Here is a 22,153-nt window from a genome sequence, read left to right as displayed (position 1 = left end):
AACATAGCATCATGAAAAAATGTATGGGCGCCATGCCTGTTTTATTGTTGGCCCTGTTAATCGTACAATGCTGCCGGGCACAGGATGCAAAAGGAAAACCTGTTATAAAGAAGGAGGAGAGGGAGAAAGCATCATCCTATAAAGGATATGAGGAAGATGAAATTATCATAGCATTTAAGGAAGGGGAATATCAGGTAAGCAAAGCCAGGATCAAAGCTGAGCTCGCGAGATCAGGGATCAACAGGGTTGATATCCGGCAATGTGGTAATTGCGGCTCCTATGTGGAGCTATGGAAGGCAAAGGATATACATAATGTTATTCATTCAGAAGGCGTGGGCGGTGGCGCTGCCGGCAGCAGCAAGGATGTTGGAGAAGACACCATTGCCTATTATTCACGGAACTTTATCAGTAAACTGCCCGTAGAGTATGTCCCGGTGCTGCCCTGGGAAAGCGGCCACTTCAGAGCCGAGACATCCTTCCGTCCTATAGATGGCGCAGGCAGGGACACGATCGTCATCGCCGTATTGGATACTGGTATTGATACGGTTCAATTTCAGCTTGCACATTTCCTGTGGACTAACAAAGCGGAAAGGCCTGTGCTTTCAGACAGGGATGTGAGTTGTTATCCGGGTGATATACGCGGCTGGAACTTTGTAGATAAAAACGCCAATATCCGGGATGATAATAAAGGCCGGCATGGATCGCTGGTGAGCGGGTATATTGCGGAGGCATTTTCCACGGCGCAATTTTCAAGGAATTTTGTGCAGATAATGACTTTAAAGACACATGACAAGGATGGTAACGGTGATCTGTTTGATTGCATCTGCGCTATCCATTACGCGAAGGAAATGAAGGCCCGTATTATCAATGCCAGTTGGGGATTCTATTACTACGACACGATCCCCCATCCTTACCTGACCAAACTGATCACAGAAGTGTTGCCGGAAGCGGGTATACTATTCATTGCGGCCGCAGGTAACGAAATGCGTGATGTGGACGAGAAGGCGCGTCTTGACAGGAAGGTCCCGGCAGATTCACTTCGTGATCTTGGCCATCACAAGTTTTACCCGGCCTGCCTGAGCGGGGATGCTAATAGTGTCATAACGGTTACCACAACAGACGGCAGCAGCGTCAGCCCTGCCCAGAATTACTCCGCCCGGTATGTTGATCTGGGGGTGAAGGCTGACCGGGTAAGAGGGCGGCGTATGGAGTTCCTGGGGCCGTTTATATTTTATCCCGCCGGGGAGCAGGAATATGTCAGGGGATCGTCCTTTGCCGCAGCGATTGCGACCGGGCAAATCGGGGCATTTTTACCGCGGACGGTGGACAACGCGCAGGGTAATACAAAAGGAAAGGTAATGCAGGCTTTGATGGACATTCCCGGCATAGTTACGAAAGAGCCCCCCTTGGCCGACAAAAACTATATACGGGGAGGGAAGTTCATTAAGCATAAGCAACCTTGATAAGGTATATATTGATATTGCTCTGTGTACTGTCCGGCAATGCCAGCCCGGCGCAATGCCCTTCATCCGGTGCTGCCTGGATGCGGGAAATTGTGGCGGTGGAGCAAAGTAATGAGCCGCCAGCGCAAAGCATGCAAAAGCTGCAGCGGTTACTGTCCCTGCATATCCGCTGCAGCACAGCAAGGGACAGTATCCGTGCCCGCATATTACACCGGTTGGGCAGCGCATACCGGGCAACCGGGGATGTTGAAAAGGCCATTCGCTATGCCAGGGAAGCGGCCGACATCAATAGTGCAGGTACGCCGGGTGCACAACGCTCTTTTCTGACCCACTCATTGTTTAACCTGGGCTTGTATTATGAACGGCTGTACCTCCTGGCCGAGGCGAATAGCTATTTTGACAGTTGTATTACTGTGGGATTACAATTCCCGGAGAAAACATACATAGCGCTCATGGCCTATGAGCGAAAGGCTTTTTGTTTCTGGGAAGCAGCAGATTATCAGAAAAGTATTGAAACAGCCGATAAGGGCATATTGTTGGCCCGGGAGATGAAAGATACTTCTTTTGAAGTAAGTATGATGTTACAGAAGGCGCAGGCGCAATTGTACCTGGATGATGTTGCGGCAGCAGAAAGCACCATGCAGCAGCCATTGCGTTTTTTTACCAGTGGCCGTGAAATATCTGATGAAAGGCTTGCCGTTATCTGTTCAATTTACGGCAGGCTGCTGGGTAAAAAGAAAAGCGCTTATGCCGCTATTACTTATTACAGGAAGGCGATCGCTCTAAATCTGCGTTGTAAAAATCTGATACAGGCCGTACGTAATATAATTGATCTGGGGTACTATATCTATGACAGGGAACTGAATAACCCCCAAAGGGCTATTGCCTGTTATATGCAGGGCATTGAGTTGGCCCGGCAGGCAAAAGACGCCTATTTGCTGTCTGGCTTGTATAATAATGTCGGGGCGCTTTATGCAGGGCGTAAAGCACATCGCAAAGCATTGCTCTACTACCAGAAAGGGTTGGCGGCAATGCCCATACCCTTTAAAGACACTGTGCTGCAGCACAATCCATCTACCGATATGCTTAAGATGGTAGGTAATGACTATTTTGTATATACACTGCTGGCCAATAAGGCGGAAGCGATGCTGGAACTATATAGAACGGAAGGGGACGCCTCCTTGCTGCATGCGGCGCTGGGCACTTTCCGGGTGGCAGACAAAATGGTTGACCAGATGCGCCGGAGGCAATACAGTGAGCATTCCAAACTATTCTGGCGGGAAAAGATAAAGGGAATGTATGAAATGGCTATCGAAACCTGTTATCAGCTTGATCGTCCGGAAATGGCATTTTTCTTTTTTGAAAGAAGCCGGGCAATACTGTTAAATGATAAGTTGAATGAACTGGGCGCGCAAAAATATCTCGCACCATCAGATGTTGCCAGGGAACGGCAGCTCAGGGTTAAATTATTTTCCTTACGGCAGCAGTTATCGATACTGGAAGAGAGTACGCCGGCCTATAACATGCTCAGGCAGCAATTGTTTGCAACTGCTGAAGAACTGGAAAAGTATCTGGGAACGCTGGAGGAGAAGTATCCGGTGTACTATCAGTATAAATATGATACCACCGTTTATACCGTCGGCGATATCCGTGCACGTTGCTTAAGAGACAATCAGTCACTGGTGGAGTATTTCAATAGTGACAGCCTGATCTATACGTTAATGATCAATGCAGATACTATCACTTTAAGCAAGCATCATTTTAAAAATTATAATGCTGTCGTCAGAGAGCTGTTAGCGCTTTGCTCAGATAAATCGACCCTGAACCTGCAATATATACGTTACCGGCAACTGGCCGGTCAGTTGCATGACAGCTTGTTTAGGCCATTGCATATTCCTCCGGGACGAGTGATCATTTCACAGGATGATCAATTTGTTCCCTTTGAGTTGTTGTTGACAGACCCGGCAGTGAGTACCAGTTTTCTATTGAAAAAGTATGTGTTCAGCTATACCTATTCCGCCAGTTATTTAATGAGATACAGTGATGAGTCAATGTCGTTGCAGAGCAGCCTGCTTGGAATTGCACCGGTTCATTATGAGTCACGGCTGCAAAAGCCGGCGCTTGCCGATGCAGATCGTTCATTAAAAAAAATAGCAAGCCATTTTTCATCCGCTACTTTTTTAATTAAGGAAGCAGCAACGAAAAGGCGTTTCTTTGGCAGTTTACCATTGTATCCGATTGTGCACCTGTATTCACATGCGGATGCTGATAGCCTGGTGCAGGAACCTGTCATTTATTTCCGCGATTCAACGCTTAGGCTTACTGAATTACAACTGCTTGGGAACGTGCAAACAAAAATGATCGTATTATCTGCCTGTAATACAGGTACAGGTAAGAACATACGGGGAGAAGGTATATTTAGCCTGGCACGCGGCTTTGCGGGAGCCGGTATTCCTATGACCGTCACCAATTTATGGCAGATTGACAATAAGGCTACCTACCAATTGATGGAGTTGTTTTATAAATACCTTAATGAAGGCATGGACGGTGATGAAGCACTGAACAAGGCTAAGCTGGAATTTCTACAGCAGAATGATAGAACATATGAGCTTCCATATTTCTGGGCTTCCTGCATTTTTATTGGGAAGGCAGGGAAGCTACAACAGGAAAAGAAAACTGCGACCGGAAAGTTAAAATATGGCATTGCTGTCGCCCTGGCCATTATATTGGGCCTCGCTATTTTTTACAGATATGGGAAAATGCGCTGATGAAGCAGGTCCACGCCACCGCCTAATATCGCCCTGTATAAGCTCAATCATAATAAATATTTACCCTCCCAGTCCTCCGATCATGCTGAACATGATCACGCCCAGCACCACCAACGTGATCCCCACATACAAATAATCCTTTTCAATAAAAAAAGCCAGCACGGAGAAAACGATCCGCGCAATCGGGGTGGCGATCAGCATCACCACGCCCAACTGGATGATCTCCATGCCATGGCCGTGCCACATGCCCCGCAGGATAGCCGGCAGGTTGTCCCAGCGATCATTGGGGCCGGCAAAGGCGTGGTACTCCGGCGCTTCCTGCCCGTGACGGAATAGGTAGATCACGCCGCCCAGCATCACCACGATACTGGATACGATCACCCCGTAACGCAGCAGGGTGCCCAGTAATATCTGTACATCGCGGTCTGCCCAGTAGTTTTTGGAAAAAAGCCGTTTCATTCGTCGCGGTATTTATAATTTCCCTGTAATGCCGTTATAGATCATCTGTAATGCCAGCAGCGTGATCACCACGCAGAAAGTAAGGCGCAGCCATTTGGTATTGGCCCTGGCCAGTATCCGGGTGCCGCCCAGCGCGCCGGCCAGTACGCCCAGCACTACCGGCAGGCAGAGGCCCGGGTCAATGTATCCCCGCTGCAGGTATACCACGGCGCTGGCAGCCGCCGTTACACCGATCATAAAATTGCTGGTGGTGGTGGACACTTTGAAGGGCACGCGCATCATGTTGTCCATGGCCAGCACCTTTAAAGCGCCGGAGCCGATGCCCAGCAGGCCGGAAAGCACGCCGGCAATGGTCATGACCAGGTAGCCGCCGGGCACACGGGTTACTTTGTAGGCAACGGTGCCGGTGGGAGTGGGATAACTGCCGTTGAGGTGCAGTTGCCGGGCCAGCCGGCTTTTATCCGCCGTTTCCAGGTGGCTGCTTTTGGGCCGGGCGGAGAGCAGCGCCGAAACAATGAGCACCACCCCGAAGATCACCGCCACGAAGCTGGTGGGCATGTACACGGCCAGCAAAGCGCCGGCCACAGCCCCGGTAGTGGTGGCTATTTCCAGGAACATGCCCAGCCGGATATTGGTAATGCCTTCTTTAACATAGGCGGAGGCGGAGCCGGAGGAGGTGGCAATGGCCGCAATCAGGGCCGTGCCAATGGCGTAACGGATGTCTACATGGAATCCGAGCGTCAGCAGTGGAATGATCACAACGCCGCCTCCCAGGCCGGTCAGTGAGCCGAGCAGTCCAGCCAGGAATGCTCCGCCCAGGAGGATGAGCGTAAATGTTAGAATGGTCATGGTTGGTTAAACGGTTGGTACGCAATAAAAACCAAAGGTAGGATAATTGAGATTTATTATTTTTAAAGGGTTATGAAAAAACTGTTATTGCCACTGGCAGGCATCCTGGCCTGCCTTGTTACGGGCATGGCAAAGGCCCAGCCATCCCGGCCCAATATCGTGTTCATTTATACGGATGATGTAGGTTATGGCGATGTTAGTTGCTACGGCGCGGTAAAGGTGAGCACGCCAAACATCGACCGCCTGGCGGAGCAGGGGCTGCTGTTTACCAACGGCCATGCCTCCTCCGCTACCTGTACGCCGTCCCGCTATTCCTTCCTGACCGGGCGGTATGCCTGGCGGAAGAAGGGCACCGGCGTAGCGCCGGGCGATGCTTCCCTGATCATTGACACCGGGCGCGCCACGGTTGCTTCCGTACTAAAACAGGCGGGCTATACCACCGGCGTGGTGGGCAAATGGCACCTGGGGCTGGGCGGCCCGGATGGGCCGGACTGGAACGGGGAGATCCGCCCGGGGCCGCTGGAGCTGGGCTTTGACGAATCTTTCATTATTCCCGCTACCCTGGACCGGGTGCCCTGCGTGTACGTGGAAAACCACCGGATCGTACGGCTGGACCTGCAGGACCCTATTACCGTTGACTATCAAAAGCCGGTGGGCGACTGGCCTACGGGCCGGGAGCACCCGGAGCTGCTGCGGATGCAATCCACCCACGGTCATGACAATACGATCATTAACGGCATCGGGCGTATCGGTTATATGACCGGTGGCCGGGCTGCCCTCTGGCGGGACCAGGATGTGGCGGATACCCTTACGGCCAGGGCCCAACGTTTTATAGCTATGCACCGGGAGCAGCCTTTCTTCCTGTATTTCGCAACGAATGATATCCATGTGCCCCGCGACCCGCATGAGCGCTTTGTGGGCAAAAGCGGTATGGGACCACGCGGCGACGCCATCCTGCAACTGGACTGGTGCGTGGGCCGGCTCCTGCATACGCTGGACAGCCTGGGGCTGACGGATAAGACGCTGGTGATTTTCAGCAGCGACAACGGCCCGGTGCTGGACGACGGCTACCGGGATGGGGCGATAGCGCTCCTGAGCGGCCACCGGCCGGCAGGGCCGTTGAGCGGCGGCAAATACAGCGCGTTTGAGGCTGGCACCCGCGTGCCCTTTATCGTGCGCTGGCCCGGTAAGGTAAAGCCCGGCCGCTCTGCCGCCCTGGTGAGCCAGGTGGACCTGCTGGCCTCCCTCGCTGCGCTCACCGGGCAAAAGGTGCCGGCAGGCGATGCACAGGACAGCGAGGATATATCAGCCGCATTGCTGGGCCGTACGGATAAAGGGAGGGAAAGCCTGGTAGAGCAGGGGAGGGCCATGTCGCTCATCAGCGGGAACTGGAAGTACATCGCCCCGAAAAAAGGGCCGAAAATATTGAGCAATGTTCATATCGCTTCCGGTATGAGCGAACGGCCGCAGCTATACAACCTGGAAACAGATATTGCCGAGCAGCAAAACGTAGCGGCGCAGCATCCGGGGGTTGTGAAAAAGATGGCAGATGAGCTGAAGGACATTATGAAATGATCTTTTTCGTAGACGCCCGCGCTATCAGCACCGGCTCCAGCACCACTTTGCGGGGCTTGTGCTGCTTGTCCCGCACGGTGGCCAGGAAGAGCCGGGCCGCCTCTTCTCCCATTTTAACGGTCTGCTGATCGATGGTGGAAAGTCCCGGGCTGACCAGCGCGCCGAAAGATTCGTTGGCAAAGCCGATCACGCCTGTTTCCTGCGGGACGGCTATGCCATCTGCCTGCAGTTGCTGGATGGCGCCCATGGCGGTATAGTCTTCCAGGGCAAATACGGCGTCAAAGGGAATGCCCCGCTCCCGCAACTGCCGGATGCAGGCCTTGCCGAATTCCAGGGAGAACTGTCCCTGCAGTATCAGCTCTTCCCGCACCGGTATCCCGTAGCGCAGCAGGGCGTCCTTGTATCCCCGGAGGCGTTCCTGGAAGATAGGGAGGGCCTGGGTAGCGGTAATATGCACAATGCGCCGGTAGCCCTGTTGCACCAGGTGCTCCGTGGCAATGAAACCACCCTCGTGGTCGTTGATGGTCACCGAAGGCGTATCCAGCGCCGCGACGTCGCGGTCAAAAAAGATCAGGGGGATATTACGTTTTTTGATCTCTTCATAATGCCGGTAGTCCTCCGTTTCCAGGGTGATGGAGGAGATAATGCCGTCTACCCGCGACTGCAGGAAGGTGGCAATGCCCCTGATCTCCTGTTGCTGCAGCTCATTGGACTGGTACAGGAGGATGCTGTACCCGTTCTCGTTCATCACTTTCTCTATCCCGTGCACTACGGAGCTGAAGAAGCTCACATGCAGGCTGGGCACGATCACCCCGATGATATGCGTATTGCCGGAGCGCAGGGAGGAGGCCAGCTTGTTCTGGCGGTAGTTGAGCTTTTCCGCCATTTCACGGACTGCCGCTTTGGTGGCTTCGCTGATGGCCGGGTGATCCCGCAGGGCCCGGGCTACCGTGGAAAAGGTGATATTCAGCTCCCGGGCTATGTCATGTATGGTTGTTTTTTGCATCCGGGTACAATTTTAATAACAGGTTTTGGTTTTTTCATGGTTTATTTTATTTTTATGCCAACGTTGGCATAAATCAATGCATTATTATTAAACTGATACAATTCAATCACTATGGCAAAAATTGTCACTGGCAGCAAGGAGTTCTTCTCCGGTATAGGACAGATCCGTTATGAAGGGCCTGAGACCGACAACCCGCTGGCTTATCGCTGGTATGATGAAAATAAGACCGTGGCCGGAAAAACCATGAAGGAGCACCTGCGCTTTGCAGTAGCGTACTGGCATTCCTTCTGCGGCAACGGCGCCGATCCTTTCGGCGGCCCTACCCATGTTTTCCCCTGGGATGAGAAAAGCGACCCGGTAGAAAGGGCAAAAGACAAGATGGACGCGGCTTTCGAGTTTATCACCAAGCTGGGGATGCCGTACTACTGTTTTCATGACGTGGATGTAGTGGATTACGGGAACGATGTAGCGGAGAATGAAAAGCGCCTGCAGGCGCTTACGGAGTACGCCAAACAGAAGCAGGCGGACAGCGGCGTGAAGCTGCTGTGGGGCACTGCCAACCTGTTCTCCCACCGCCGGTATATGAATGGTGCGGCTACCAATCCCGATTTTCATGTGCTGGCCCATGCCGGCGCACAGGTAAAAGCGGCGCTGGATGCCACCATTGCCCTGGGGGGTGAGAACTACGTATTCTGGGGTGGCCGTGAAGGTTATATGAGCCTGCTGAACACCAATATGAAACGGGAGCAGGAGCACCTGGCCCGCTTCCTGCAAACGGCCAGGGACTATGCCCGCAAGCAGGGCTTCAAAGGCACTTTCTTTATAGAGCCTAAACCCTGCGAGCCTACGAAGCACCAGTACGACTATGATGCGGCTACCGTGATCGGTTTCCTGCGCCAGTACGACCTGCTGAACGATTTCAAGCTGAACCTGGAAGTGAACCACGCTACACTGGCCGGCCATACGTTCCAGCATGAGCTGCAGGTAGCGGCAGATGCCGGCCTGCTGGGATCTATTGACGCCAACCGCGGCGATCAGCAGAATGGCTGGGATACGGACCAGTTCCCGAACGATATCAATGAAGTAACGGAATACATGCTGATCATCCTGGAAGCCGGTGGCTTCGGCGGCGGCGGTATTAACTTCGACGCCAAGATCCGCAGGAACTCTACGGACCCTGCAGACCTCTTCTATGCGCACATTGGCGGCGTAGATACTTTTGCCCGCGCGCTGATCACGGCAGATAACATCCTGCAAAAGTCAGCGTACCGCAAGATCCGCCAGGAGCGCTATGCTTCCTATGACAGCGGTAAAGGGAAGGAATTTGAAGCCGGCAAGCTATCACTCGAAGACCTGCGCAATTTCGCCGCCGCACAGGGCGAACCGGCAGTGACCAGCGGCCGCCAGGAGTACCTGGAGAACCTGGTGAACCGGTATATTTAAGCGGATACATAACACAACTATAACGATCCACTATCAACGGCCGTTTCCTGTAAGAAGGAGACGGCCGTTTTGTTGTTGGTTGCTGCTGTGGTTTTCAAGGGTTATGATCTGGAGACTTTTTTGCACTGTCATTCACAGGTGCCGGAACATCTGCGGGCTCCAGTGGATCATCAATAGTGCTGCTCGCTGTAATAACAGAAGTGATGGTACCTCCTTCGTTTACATCCACTCCCGGTACATAATCCGCAGGCTCACCGGGAGGTGTATAGAAGCCGGTTGTTGAGTCAGAAGGCTCCCATCCCGGCGGCGGCGGTTCTGACGGATCCGGGCTGATGTCCACCCCTGGCAAATCGATCACCCAACCAGTAATTCCATCATCTGTATCATCTCCGGGATCAATAGTAGCGGATGTTATTGCTAGTTGTTGTGCCCTGGCTGATTCCCGTGGGACTATTTTGGTCATCAGTTTTCCATTTCTATAAGACCGGCCGGTAATAAAATGGCCAAAGATGTCATACTGGAGTATGACCCCGGTAAAATCCAGTTTCACCGGTTTTATTACACCATGATTTGCCTTTGCTTCATCTGCTTTCTTCCACCAGTAGGATGGCTTATATAATACTTCAAAGACCCATCCCTGTACCGCTCCATCCTTATCCCGCGTAAAATGGTACCAGGCATAGCCAATATTTCTTAAGGCGTAATCCGATACCGGCGCTTTAATCGTCTTCCCGTCCGCGGTTGCATTCTTTGCAATATTCCATAGTGGTTTCACAAATAGCCTGTCGGGTGCTTTACCCTGCTTTCCTGGCGGAGCCGATGCCATTTGGGTGTTATACCAGGATTGTGCATCTGCCAGCAGCTCAATAGTTTGGGTTCCTTCTTTTTGTGTTGCAGTTAAATTCTGAGCGGACTCCTTACAAGCAAAAATAGTCAAGGCATACACGATGCATAAGATGGGGCGCATTTTTCCCGAACAATGATAGGTATGTTGCATATGCATGAAGATTAAACAAACCGGTACGCTTACTGATGGTAGTGAACGTTTTTAATTAGGGTGCAAGCTAACCAAAGTTTACAAGGAATGAGCATGCGCCATTATTCATACCAGGAATTGTTTATCCATGCAGGTTGTAGGCTACTCATATAGGTTTTAATAATTTCATTCGCGCGATTGCCGAAAAGCGAAAAGAGTAGGCGTTAACCAAATTATCGAAGCACTATGAAAAACACAGATCTGCATGCATTCACCGAACTTTCAAAGGAAGAAATGAACGAGCACTCCGGGGGCGGGCTTTTAGATGGAGTAGGCGGACTTTTGGACGTGGCAGGATATTTTGTTCAGAATCAGTTGGTATTGGCCGCAGGGCTGGTGCCTGAAGCCATTAAGAGCATCAAAAATTTGCTCAACGTGGGCTGATCCGTTAAGGAGCCAGACACTTACAGGAATTGCACATGCTACTGTTTGACGGCAGGCAGGCATCGGGAGTGAAAGCCCCGCCTGCCTGTTCTTTTTTGCTGTTGCCGCACTTTCTACTTCAAGGGGTTGAATACGGAAAAATACTGTTAGGAATCCTACATTTATGGGACGCCTGCTAGATCCTTTAAACGAGCATGTAATCGGTTGAAATCAACACATTAGCTAAAAATATTTACGAAATAAAGGGGGACGATATTGAAGAAAATTAAATTTTTTTTCAAAGGAATAGACCATTTGAATGTTTAAAAGTGTCCTTACTGTATATTTGTCGAAAGGGGAACATCAGACATCTCTGCCTGGAAAATAGTTACAACCAAAAAAATCGTACATATAAGGTGTCATATATCCACCCTATATGAAAAAACGTGATGAGCCCCTATTTCATATGTCTTATCGGTTTTTAATTTCTTGGATCCTATTGGCGGGAACGGCATTGCCCGGCCTGAAAGCCCAGTCCGGACCGGGTGAGCGGCCTGTGTCATACCAGGCAAAGAACATGCGGCTGGCGGACTTCTTCAGTATTGTGTGGGACCAGACCCGGCTGCAGGCATTTTATAATGACGAGCAGTTGAGCAGCGAAGAAAAGATCACCGTTACCTTTAAGCAGGAGCCGCTGGATAATGTGCTGGCCTGGATACTAAGGAAAAAGGGGCTTACCTGGTACTACCGGGAGGAAACGTTCGTGATCGTGCCCAGGAAACCTGGCGACCCGCTACTGGGCAAGCTGCCCGGGGAAAAGACCATGGAAATAACGGGTCTGGTCACCGACCAGGAGGGCGCACCCCTGCGGAACGCGTCCGTGATCGTAAATGGTATGCAAAAAGGCGACCATACTGATAGAAAAGGAAGATTCACATTATCTAATATCAGGAAAAACACAACCTTGACCATCAGTTGCATCGGGTACTTCCCAAAAGAAATGCAGGTAGAGAGCGACTCTTCGCTGAGCGTACAACTGGTGCGGGCAGTGACAGGACTGGACGAGGTAATGGTGATAGCTTACGGCACCAGTACCCGGCGCAACCTGACCGGTTCCATCAGCAGGGTGACGGGAGAGGAGATTGCCCAACAACCGGTGTCTGACCCGCTGCTGGCCTTACAGGGGCGTGTACCTGGCCTGAATATTATTCAAAAGACCGGCTTGCCGGGCGGGGAGGTGAAGGTGGAGCTGCGCGGGCGCAACAGTATCGCAGCAGGGAACAACCCGCTGTATATTGTAGACGGGGTGCCGTTTCCGGGAACCTCACTAACGTTGAACAATATACTGGAGGATGGGCGAAGCATCAGCCCCCTGGGCGCCTCCAATCCCCTGAACATGATCAATGTAGCAAATATTGAAAGCATTGAAGTACTGAAAGATGCGGATGCCACTGCCATCTACGGATCAAGGGGCGCCAACGGGGTGATACTGATCACCACCAAAAAAGGGAAGGAAGGTAAGCTGCAGATGGATGCGAACATTTATACCGGCATCGGGAAGATGGCGCATGGCGTGCAATATTTAAATACGGAGCAATACCTGCAAATGCGCCGGGAAGCATTTGCGAATGATAACACACAACCACATGCCTTTGATTATGATCTCACACGTTGGGACACCACACGTTATACGGACTGGCAGGAGCTGCTGCTGGGAGGGACAGCAAAAATCACAGACGGCCAACTGGCCTTCTCCGGTGGAAGCGCCACTACGCAAGTCCGTATAAATGGAGGGTACCGGCGGGAAACAACGGCGTACCCCGCAAGCTTTAACTACCAGAAAGCCGCTGGGGGTATTTACCTTGCCCTGTACACGCCTGATCAACGGGGTAAGGTGTCCGTTGTTTCCAATTTTGTGTCGGAAAAGAATTATTTGCCGAGAAAAGACTTGGCGGCCTTTTCAAGCACCGCGCCTAATGCACCGGAGGTTTATAATGCGGGTGGCTCCCTGAACTGGGAGGGGGGGACCTTTGTCGGTAACCCTATGGCGGAATTAATGAGGACCTATAAGGGCAAGACCCAGAACCTGCTGACTAACGCTGTGTTGAGCTATAAAATACTGGACCAGGAGAATCATGCCCTGGAGCTGAAAACCAGCGGGGGCTACAATTGGATGCTGATGGACGAAGTCCAACCGAATCCCATCCGCTCTTTTAACCCGGTATATAATCAGCCGGGGGTTTCCTATTTTTCTGCAGGTAGCATCAACAGTTGGATTGTGGAACCCCAGGCTAGTTACCGGGGGCACCTGGGTGACGGTACGCTTGAGGCGCTGGTTGGTACCACCTTCCAGGAGGATGTACGGGAGCAGGAAGCAGTATTCGCCACCGGTTTTACCAGCGACGCTCTGCTGGAAAATATGCAGGCAGCCACCAGTCTCTCTCCTTTTGGATCGGCTTATTACCAATACCGCTATAGCGCCTTGTTTGGGCGCATTACCTATAACTGGCAGGGCAAATATATTCTCAACCTAACCGGCAGGCGGGACGGCTCCAGCCGCTTTGGTCCCGGCCGGCAATTTGCGAATTTCGGATCCATTGGCGCAGCCTGGCTGTTTTCGACGGAGCCATGGGTACGACACACCCTGCCTTTCCTGAGCTATGGCAAGCTGCGGGCCAGCTATGGCAGCACGGGTAATGACCAGATCGCGGATTATGGCTATTATTCCACTTATTCTCCTTCTTCCATTTATGATGGGCTTAGGGGCCAATCGCCCACCCGCCTCTATAACCCGGACTATAGCTGGGAACTGAGTAAAAAGCTGGAAATAGGGCTGGAACTGGGTTTCCGGCAGGACCAGTTACTGTTCCGGGCCGGCTATTACCGCAACCGTTCCTCCAGCCAGTTGGTAGAGTACGCCTTGCCCGGTATGAGCGGCTTTAATACCATCATCAGCAATTTCCCGGCCCTGGTGCAAAATACCGGTATAGAACTGGAATTAAACATGGTGAATATAAAGAACGAACGCGTGAGCTGGACCACGGCCTTTAATATCACCATTCCCAGTAATAAGCTGCTGGCATTTCCCAATATTGAAAATAGCTCCTATAACAATACTTACGTGGTGGGGCAGTCCCTGGACATCTTGAAAGGATTTCGTTATTTGGGAATAGATCCCGTCACGGGCATTTACCAGTTTGAGGATGCCAACAAGGATGGCAAGTTATCGTATGCCGATTATGTGGCTACCAAGAGAACCGGTACCTTTTTGTATGGCGGCTTGCAGAATAGCTTGCAATACAAGGGCTGGCAACTGGATGTGTTGATCCAGTTTGTGAAGCAGCACCAGTTCAATTATTTGTATACCTACAATGCCCCGGGAGTGGCTATGATTAACCAGCCGGCAGGGGTAATGGACCGCTGGCAGGCCCAGGGCAGCAGTGGCAATGTGCAGCGGTTTACGCAAGCCTATGGAGAAGAAGCTGTGGATGCAGATTTCAACCTGGGAAGAAGCGATGCTGCTATTACAGACGCCTCCTTTATACGCCTGAAGAACCTGAGCCTGGGTTACCACTTGCCGGACAAATGGCTGAAAGCTGCGCATTTAAAAAATGCACGCTTTTACCTGCAGGGGCAGAACCTGTTTACTATCACCCCCTATAAAGGCCGGGACCCGGAAGTGGCTGCAGACCAAGATGTATACCCGCCTCTACGGGTATGGACCCTGGGCCTGCAACTCACCCTTTAAAGACGCCTTGTGTATATGAAGCAACTGGATCAACAAATATTATTTCTTTACAGGCTCTCCAACAGGGGGAGGGAAGAGAAGTGCTATACCGCTCCCAGGATGTTCTTTTTTCTTTTTTCTTTTTCACTTTTTCTTTTCGCAACGCCGGGTTGCAAAAAGTTTATTGACGTGCCTTTGCCGGGCACAGAAACCTATGAGCCGGTGATCTTTACCAGTGATATAACGGCCAGGGCGGCCGTAACTGGCATCTATGGCAAAATGCTGAGCCAGAATGGCCTGTTCAGCGGCAATACCAGGAGCCTGACTGTTCTGGGCGCTCTTTCTGCAGACGAACTGGAAAGTTATTCCACGGAAGCAATACCACGGGAGTTTTACGGGAATGCCATCAGCCCTGCGAATGCCGCTATTGAAACCGCCTTGTGGAATGAGGCCTACCAGCATATTTATGCCGCCAATGCGGTGCTGGAAGGACTGGAAAGGTCCAACGGCGTTACACCGGCTACCAAAGTGCAACTGCAGGGCGAAGCCCTGTTTATACGCGCCCTTTGCCATTTTTGCCTGGTAAATTTGTTTGGGAATGTGCCCTATTTGACCACTACCAATTACAAGGAAAATATCGTGCAGGCCCGGATGCCCGGGGAAAAGGTGTACCAGCAGCTCATACAGGACCTGCAGGCATCCCAGGCCCGGTTTGATGAACTGCCTGGGCTGGGTCAGAACTACGTATATGTAACCGGGGAGCGGGTGCGCCCCAACCGTTGGGCAGCCGCGGCATTGCTGGCCCGCGCTTACCTGTACACTGGTCGGTGGGAGCAGGCGGAAGCCCTGGCATCCGCTGTGATCAGCCAAACGAATACCTACAGCCTGGATAGCCTGAGCGGTGTGTTCCTGAAAAACAGCCGGGAAGCCATCTGGCAATTGGAGCCGAATAATGCAGAGGGCTTCAATACCTGGGAAGGAAAGAATTTTATACTCGGCACGGCGCCAGGCAGTGGGGAAAACAATTCAACCGTGCTGAGCGGGCACCTGCTGCAGGCCTTTGAAAATGGGGACCAGCGCCGGGCAGCCTGGGTAGATAGTGTTATTGTGGACAATACCGTGTATTACTTCCCGGCCAAGTACAAGGTGCAAACCGGCGTCGAGCAAAAAGAATATTCCATGGTGCTGCGCCTGGCAGAGCAATACCTGGTAAGAGCGGAGGCCAGGGCCAGGATGGGCGATGTGAGCGGCGCCAGGGCCGATATAGATAGTGTGCGCAGGCGGGCCGGGCTGTCCTCCACTACGGCCGGCAATCCTACTGCCTTGCTGGCGGCCATAGCGCAGGAAAGGCGGGTGGAGCTGTTTACCGAATGGGGGCACCGCTGGCTGGACCTGAAACGCACGGGTACGGCAAATGCCGTGCTAAGCATGGTAAAAAGCCCTGGCTGGCAGCCTGCTGATACGCTCTATCCTATTCCGCAAAGAGAGTTATCCCTGAATAAGAACCTGACCCAGAACCCGGGATATCATTAACCAGGTGAAAATGAAATGCCACTTTAAATGCCGCCGTACTGAGATGATGCAGGATATTACCTGAACAAGATGCTCACTGCCGGGCCGTATCTGCCCGTTGCAAAAGTATACAGTAGCTACGGAAACTTATTGGTGAATGGCCATGAACCTGAAAACGGCCCGCCACTGTATTTATCTGCACCAAAGCAATACAAGCTATTATCGATAAAAGAGACAGGCAATGCCTGCGCCTGTTAATGGCAGGGGGGACATAAAAATTAACCAAAATCTTTCTATGAAAAAGCAATTGTTTTTAACCGCCTGCGCTTTTGCGCTGGGAATTATGGGTACATGGGCTGCCAAAGCCAGTTCTAAGCAACTTGTATGGTTTGTAGATTCAGTTTTTCCTGGAACTTGTGATTCCGGCGCGACTCTGCCGGGGAATTGCGCTTCAACAAATACCGGCACGATCTGTACTTCTGGGACACTTACTTACTATCAAAACCCTGGATGTACAGCACCTTACTACAAACAATCCTAACCACCCCCTTATACCTGCCATTGGCAGCCCGCTGCTGCCAATGGCCTTATTCAATTGTTTGTAAACTATTTTATCATGCGTATCCGTCTATTTCACTCGCTCCGGCAGCACCGGCACAGGATAGGATTGGCCTTGTGCAGCTTTCTCCTCAGCATTGCTACCGTATGGCTGCTGTATGTTGCATCCGATAAGATCAATCACCGGCCCAATGGCTTTATCCGCCTCGTGCCACCGCACATGGCCACGCCGCAGCAGATCCTGGATATTAAGTACAATTCCTTTTACATAGCCGGCGCCACGCCTACCCACATTTATCTTGGTAACGCCGTGGCGCCCACCTATGTATTGAAAACGGATTACGCCCTGTCAGATACCTCGCACATCCGCCTGGACATACAGCAGGGCGGCGGCATCGCCGGTCCCGCCACGGTGGCGATCGATTCGCCGGATGTGTACATGACCGTGGGTGTCCGGGGCCAGCTACTGCATGCTTCCATGCCGGACCTGGTGCTGCGGCGCCTGCCGGAAGGGCGGCGGCAGTTCTATAATGCCAGCCCGGTATCGCCGGCCTCCTTTGTGCTGCGTATGTATGACAGCGCCAGCCGGCAGAATATACTGGCCAAGCGTACCCTGGATACGGGCTGGCTGCAGCCGCGCACGCCGGTGCTGGAGAAGCAGGTAGACGGTGTTTTTTGTACGGATGGGGTACTGCATTACGATCCGGGGGTAGCCAGGCTGGTGTATGTATACTATTACCGCAACCAGTTTCTGTGTCTGGATACCAACCTGCATGTACAATACAAGGGAAGAACCATCGATACCGTGAGCCATGCCCGTATTAAGGTGGCCTCGCTGGCATCCGAAGGGACGCAAACACTCACCTCTCCGGGGGGAGTGGTGAACCGCCTGAGCTGCATGGACGGCAAGTGGGTATACGTCAATTCAAAGCTCATGGCCAATAATGAAAAGAAGTCAATGTTCGATCAAGTGTCGGCCATTGATGTGTATGCTTTGGATGACGGCAGCTATCACTTCAGCTTTTACCTCCCTCACCTGGGAGATAAAAAGCTCACGGCTTTCCGTGTGTTCAATAAAACGCTCGTAGCCCTGTATGACCATTACATATACACGTTCAGGTTAAACTTTTAGATCCAGGTGATAGCATAAAATGGGTCTAAGCTGGAGTAGCATGTGGAGCCGGATGTATATCCGGCTCCCTTTTTGTGCGGCCACTTTACGCACTTCCTCACTCCAATCCCGAAACCGCTATATAAAAATGCGTGTCGTCTACCTCAAAATCCTCCGCAGTCATATTTTTCAATACCATGCTTTGCCAGTTGGTTTCCGGGTAGATAAAACGGAACTGATCCACGGCGGTAGTCACTTTTACGGGCATCCTGAAGTCCGGCACATCCGCTTTCCAGCGATATTTCACGGCCAGGTTGTTTTCCTGTTCCTGCAATGACAGCTCCAGTTCGGGCAGTGCCGTATGCTGCAGGTATTGATCAAAAAAGTAAGTGTAATCCCTGCGGGTACGGCGGCAGATATATTGCACCAGCTCATCGGAGGAAAGCGTGCGGTAGCGGAAATGCTGCTGGATGTCCTTTAAAAGCCGGAACCATAACGTGTCATTGTCCAGCACATTACGGAAGGTGCTCAGCATCAGGCTGCCCTTGGAATACATGTCGCCGATATCATAAAAGATATGGTTTACGTCGTATACGCCGATCACCGGCTCGCGGTGACGCACCCCTGCCTGCTGGTCATTGAGGAACTCCTGCGCCGTTTCTTTTCCGTAGCTGCATGCTATCACCAGGGATTCTGCATAGGTGGCAAATGCTTCATGTATCCACATATCTGCCAGGTCTTCGCAGGAGATGGCATTGCCCCACCATTCGTGGGCGGACTCGTGCCAGAGCAAAGGGTGGGTGTCCCCGGAGTTTTGCGGCGTGATCCTGCCAATGCATACGCCGCTCTGGTGCTCCATGGGATGAAGGCTTTCCACCAGCGTAAAGCCGTCGCGGGGAAAAGGGTACGGTCCGAAATGCTGTTCATAGCAGGCCAGCATGGGCTTTACCTGCCGGAACAAGGCCCTGGCGCGGTCCAGGTTATACGGCATTACGTAGTAATCCAGGGTAAGCGTGTCAAGGCCGGTGTACAGGTCACGGTAATGCGCATACTTTCCGATATTGAAAGTAGCGTTATAATTATTAATAGGATAGCTGACCAGCCATTCATAGCGGGTTTTGTGGCTGCCCACCGGGGTGGTGCGTTGCAGCCTGCCATTGGAAACCTCCGTAAAGCCATTGGGCACGGTTATCCAGATGCGCATGCTGTCCGGTTCATCCGACAAATGGTCTTTGTTGGGCCACCACAGGCTGGCGCCGGACCCCTGGCAGGCCACCTGCACCCAGGGGTTGCCCGCATTGTCCTGGTCCCAGAACACGCCACCGTGCATGGGAATGGCGCTGTCCGGCGTCTGGGGGCGGCCCTGGTAATAAACAGTGATCTCCTGCTCGCTGCCCGCCGGCAGGGCTTCGGGGAAGTGCACGAACACGGCGTCAGACTCCCGCGTGTAGGCCAGGGGCTGATCCCGGTAAAGAATGCTGTCGATCCGCATATTGGCAAAGAGGTCGATCTGCATCTTCCCGAAGGGCGCGGCTACCTTAAACCGGAGCTTGTTGCTGCCCTTAATGGAACGCTGATCCATGTTTATGTCCACATCCAGGTGATAGAAAGTAACGTCATAGCAGGTGCGCAGGGGCGTAAGCATGCCGCGCAAGGTATCCGCCCGGGTAAAGCCGTTCTGCCGGTTGGACACCCGCACGGCGGCTGTGTCCCGGGCTTTGGCCGGCGGGCCTGCGGGCGTTGGCTGTTGCAGGGAATCCGGCAGGTCCGGCTGAAGAATGTTATAATGCTCCCAGAATGCGGCATCGTAGTCGCCGCCTGTCAGGTAGTTCATGGAGGCGTTTTTATCGCTGACACCGGCTGAGAAGCGCTGCACGCTGTCCTTGCTTACATCAGTGACCAGCAGGCTGAAATCCCCGGTCCACGGCATATTATGGATGTTCCGTTTCCGGCTGTTGACCAGTACGTCCCAATGCCGCCGTACCGTGCCCAGGTACCATTTGCCCCGGAAGTATTTATAGTGGATCGTTACCCGCAGCCCGGTAAAGTCGAAATCTGCCCCTACTATCCTGGACATAATGGTGTATTTGAAGCCGCCTTTTCCGTGTTTGTTCACCCATTCAATGCCCCGCGGAGCGGCTTCCAGCTCAAATTTTACAATGGCCCTGGATGCCTCGTCAATGAAAAACCTGGCATTTACCAGGCCCTTCCGGCTGTTTTCACGGGGCGTAACATACAGCACCAGCAGGTTGCGGTCCCCTTCCCGGGTGGTTTCCCGGTATTCCACGTGATAATATTTCAGGTTCCTTTCGTTGAGGAGGCTCCGCTTGTGCCCGCTGTATTTCTGCAGGTCCTCATGCAGGGAGCTGTATGCCGTATTCATGATATTGCTGATCCAGCCGTAAAATTGAGGATCGGCGCTTTGGTCCACTTTCTTTTTCCGCCCTTTGAGGATCCGGATCTGGTCATGGTGCTCCTTATCGTCGCGGAAGGTTTTGTAAATGTCCAGCACGGACTCATTAAAATTGATGGTATCCCCGTCCAGGCGGATATGCTCCCGGTAAAAAGCGGTCAGGCGGGCGTCTGCCGTATCATAATTGTCCGGTATCCGGGCAATGGCCTCCCTGAGGATAGCCAGGCCGCTGCGGGCATTCACGGATATCTCCGGCAGCGCTATGATGGCCGGCTCCAGCATGAGCTGCATGTCCTGCATACCGCCGGGAGGAATGGCCCTGGCGATGGCCCGGTACCCGATGCAGGATATCAGCAGGGTATCCGCCGCCAGTTTTCCCGGTATTTTAAGCACAAAATCCCCGGAGGTATTGGAGGCAGTGCCGGTACCGGCGTTCTTCAACTGGATGCTGGCAAAGGCGACAGGTTGCCGGGTGGCAGCGTCGGCCACTTGCCCGGAAAGCGTAATAACAGGCTCCTGGGCGAGCGTTAGTACGGGCGCCAGGAGCAGGGCCCACAGGCACAATTGTAAATGGAGCTTCATGCTGTTCTTTTGGGAGCAAATGAAGATATTTTGCCTTGCTGCACCTACTCAAATCCGGATTTGAGCAAAGTTTGACGGCTCATTTCCCGGTTTTAACCGGTCTTTTGGAGCTGCATATACTCCCTGGGCGACATGCCGGTGCTGTTCCTGAAAGCCCGTTGGAAAGTAGCCTGGGAGTTGAACCCCGATTCCAGGGCAAGGCCTAGGATGGTCAGGTGGTCCTGGTCCCGGTGCTGCAGCTTTTGTTTGAACGCTTCAATGCGATACCCGTTCACGAACTCATTGAAGCTTTTTTGCAGGTGCTGGTTCAACACCGCGGAAATGGTCTTCTGCGCCAGACCGGTGTGCTGGGCGAGCTGGGCAAGGTTCAGGGCCGGGTCCAGGTACAGCCGGTCTTCCTCCATGGCTTTTATGAGCAGGGGCATCGCCTCCGCGATCACGCCGGCGGGGGGAGGGGAGGGCGCCGCTTTCCGGGCGGCTGTTTCTTCGGGGGGCGCCATCATATAACCTTTAATGCCCAGGCAATAGATCAGTATCACGAGGGGAATGTATACCGGGTACCAGTCCACGGTATCCAGTACCTTGTCCGTCAATGGGGGGATCACGTACGGCACCAGGTATATAAACCAGATCACCTGGAAGGCCAGGAACAGGTGGATGAAATGCCGCATCCATTTCCGGTGCTGTGCGTTGACATCCTTCAAGGCGGCCAGGTACCGGGAAGACAACCAGGTATAGCTGGTGAGGGACAACCAGCGGGGAATATCCGCGTATACATTATAATCGTCTATAAATTTACCCCAGGGCCGGGCATCGTTCCAGTTGAACCCCGCCAGCAGCCCCGCGATATAAACAACGGCCGTCAGTTGGGGCACGATGTCAATTATGACGGGGTAAAAATGCCGGCGATGCCGCCTGCTGAGCCTGAAATCGGGGTCCAGGCTGGCCTGTACATAAAAATAAAGGAGCGGCCCCAGGGGCATGGCCAGGATCAGGGGAATAAAATTGAGGATAAAAGGCAGCAGCGGGTTGGCGTTGAACCAGGGAGCTTCATACAGGTACAGGTTCAGGCAGCAGAGGGAAATGAGCAGGATCAGGACGCCCAGCAAACGGTTGGGGCGGGGGCGTTTTTTTGTAATAAAGAGCATACCGCTGATGATGAAACCCTGAAGGGTGCCAAGCAGCATGAGCGTACTGAATATTCCGGCAAAGGTCATCGTGTCGGGTTAGGGTGTTTTACAGCCGGGGCTAATTTATACATTTTTAGGCAGTTGATGATAGTGCCCAC

At 52.6% G+C, this 22,153-nt stretch carries 15 protein-coding genes; 9 read left to right on the top strand and 6 right to left on the bottom strand.

All coding sequences use genetic code 11. From position 1 onward, the window contains the following. The first annotated feature begins 11 nt into the window (after positions 1–11). Together LX66_RS20965 and LX66_RS20960 are read left to right on the top strand one after the other, a co-directional pair. A complete protein-coding gene (locus LX66_RS20965; protein WP_145717178.1) occupies positions 12–1,463 on the top strand; it encodes a S8 family serine peptidase in 1,452 nt (483 codons plus the stop codon). After that, on the top strand, positions 1,460–4,231 hold the full coding sequence (locus tag LX66_RS20960) for a CHAT domain-containing protein (protein WP_145717176.1): 2,772 nt from the start codon (positions 1,460–1,462) through the stop codon (positions 4,229–4,231). The genes LX66_RS20965 and LX66_RS20960 overlap by 4 nt, the downstream gene beginning before the upstream one ends. A gap of 60 nt (positions 4,232–4,291) precedes the next feature. On the opposite strand, the gene LX66_RS20955 is transcribed toward LX66_RS20960, so the two are convergent. Both LX66_RS20955 and LX66_RS20950 read right to left on the bottom strand, forming a co-directional pair. Next, positions 4,292–4,690 (bottom strand): DUF1634 domain-containing protein, encoded by a 399-nt coding sequence (locus LX66_RS20955; RefSeq protein WP_145717174.1) that lies wholly within the window; start codon positions 4,688–4,690, stop codon positions 4,292–4,294. 12 nt (positions 4,691–4,702) lie between these two features. Beyond that, on the bottom strand, positions 4,703–5,539 hold the full coding sequence (locus LX66_RS20950) for a sulfite exporter TauE/SafE family protein (protein WP_145717172.1): 837 nt from the start codon (positions 5,537–5,539) through the stop codon (positions 4,703–4,705). A 72-nt stretch (positions 5,540–5,611) separates the two neighbouring features. On the opposite strand from LX66_RS20950, the gene LX66_RS20945 reads away from it, so the two are divergent. Continuing rightward, a complete protein-coding gene (locus tag LX66_RS20945) occupies positions 5,612–7,114 on the top strand; it encodes a sulfatase family protein (RefSeq protein ID WP_145717171.1) in 1,503 nt (500 codons plus the stop codon). On the opposite strand, the gene LX66_RS20940 is transcribed toward LX66_RS20945, so the two are convergent. Then, positions 7,104–8,120 carry a LacI family DNA-binding transcriptional regulator gene (locus tag LX66_RS20940; protein ID WP_145717170.1) on the bottom strand — a complete coding sequence of 339 codons (1,017 nt, stop codon included), beginning with the start codon at positions 8,118–8,120 and terminating at the stop codon, positions 7,104–7,106. The two genes, LX66_RS20945 and LX66_RS20940, sit on opposite strands and share 11 nt — an antisense overlap. A gap of 111 nt (positions 8,121–8,231) precedes the next feature. Here LX66_RS20940 and xylA point away from each other — a divergent pair, with 111 nt between their 5' ends. Next, complete coding sequence (gene xylA, locus LX66_RS20935) at positions 8,232–9,563, top strand: xylose isomerase (protein WP_145717169.1); 1,332 nt, start codon at positions 8,232–8,234, stop codon at positions 9,561–9,563. Positions 9,564–9,657: 94 nt separating this feature from the next. Here the strand turns inward: xylA and LX66_RS20930 are convergent, their stop codons facing one another. Then, positions 9,658–10,560 (bottom strand): hypothetical protein, encoded by a 903-nt coding sequence (locus tag LX66_RS20930; RefSeq protein WP_145717168.1) that lies wholly within the window; start codon positions 10,558–10,560, stop codon positions 9,658–9,660. Positions 10,561–10,785: 225 nt separating this feature from the next. Here LX66_RS20930 and LX66_RS20925 point away from each other — a divergent pair, with 225 nt between their 5' ends. The 5 genes from LX66_RS20925 (at position 10,786) to LX66_RS20905 (ending at position 17,891) form a co-directional block, all read left to right on the top strand. After that, entirely contained in the window at positions 10,786–10,983 is a 198-nt protein-coding gene (locus LX66_RS20925) for a hypothetical protein (RefSeq protein ID WP_145717167.1), read from the top strand. Positions 10,984–11,461: 478 nt separating this feature from the next. Beyond that, complete coding sequence (locus tag LX66_RS20920; RefSeq protein ID WP_158642700.1) at positions 11,462–14,710, top strand: SusC/RagA family TonB-linked outer membrane protein; 3,249 nt, start codon at positions 11,462–11,464, stop codon at positions 14,708–14,710. A gap of 15 nt (positions 14,711–14,725) precedes the next feature. After that, positions 14,726–16,222, top strand: a complete 1,497-nt coding sequence (locus LX66_RS20915) for a RagB/SusD family nutrient uptake outer membrane protein (RefSeq protein WP_145717163.1) — start codon at positions 14,726–14,728, stop codon at positions 16,220–16,222. Between the two features lie 274 nt (positions 16,223–16,496). Then, positions 16,497–16,742 carry a hypothetical protein gene (locus tag LX66_RS20910; protein ID WP_145717162.1) on the top strand — a complete coding sequence of 82 codons (246 nt, stop codon included), beginning with the start codon at positions 16,497–16,499 and terminating at the stop codon, positions 16,740–16,742. A 75-nt stretch (positions 16,743–16,817) separates the two neighbouring features. Next, positions 16,818–17,891 carry a hypothetical protein gene (locus LX66_RS20905; protein WP_145717160.1) on the top strand — a complete coding sequence of 358 codons (1,074 nt, stop codon included), beginning with the start codon at positions 16,818–16,820 and terminating at the stop codon, positions 17,889–17,891. Between the two features lie 97 nt (positions 17,892–17,988). On the opposite strand, the gene LX66_RS20900 is transcribed toward LX66_RS20905, so the two are convergent. Together LX66_RS20900 and LX66_RS20895 are read right to left on the bottom strand one after the other, a co-directional pair. Next, entirely contained in the window at positions 17,989–20,865 is a 2,877-nt protein-coding gene (locus LX66_RS20900) for a M1 family aminopeptidase (protein WP_145717159.1), read from the bottom strand. Positions 20,866–20,957: 92 nt separating this feature from the next. Further along, a complete protein-coding gene (locus LX66_RS20895; protein ID WP_145717158.1) occupies positions 20,958–22,082 on the bottom strand; it encodes a helix-turn-helix domain-containing protein in 1,125 nt (374 codons plus the stop codon). Positions 22,083–22,153: the final 71 nt, after the last annotated feature.

Source organism: Chitinophaga japonensis (genome assembly GCF_007830125.1).
In the GTDB taxonomy this organism is placed as follows: domain Bacteria; phylum Bacteroidota; class Bacteroidia; order Chitinophagales; family Chitinophagaceae; genus Chitinophaga; species Chitinophaga japonensis.
Note: the sequence above shows the minus strand (reverse complement) of the source record. Positions and strands in the feature narration are given on the sequence as shown.